The organism is Pseudomonas oplopanacis (genome assembly GCF_057128725.1).
This window is the reverse complement of record NZ_JBSKHV010000045.1, coordinates 1-263: the sequence shown is the minus strand read 5'-3', so window position 1 is coordinate 263 and position 263 is coordinate 1. Positions and strand designations below refer to the sequence as shown.

The 263-nt window shown below is 67.7% G+C and carries 1 pseudogene; it reads right to left on the bottom strand.

Features of this window, described 5'->3' with window-relative positions:
• Positions 1-263 (bottom strand): annotated as a pseudogene (locus tag ACWKV5_RS29625) (glutamine--fructose-6-phosphate transaminase (isomerizing)); the annotation flags it as partial.

The window sequence follows — 263 nt, the reverse complement described above, 5'->3', positions numbered from 1 at the left end:
ACCACGCGGTGGGGTTCGTCCTTGTGCATGACGGCGATGGCGTAGGCGCCATGCAGTTCGGCCACGGTGGCCCGCACGGCGTCGAACAGGTCGCCGCTGTAATGGCTGTCCACCAGGTGGGCGATGACCTCGGTGTCGGTCTGGCTTGCAAACACGTAGCCGCGTGCCTGCAGGCGGGCGCGCAGTTCTTCGTGGTTCTCGATGATGCCGTTGTGCACCAGTGCCACCCGGCCTGCGGCCTGCGCATGGGCGTCTGCGCCCGT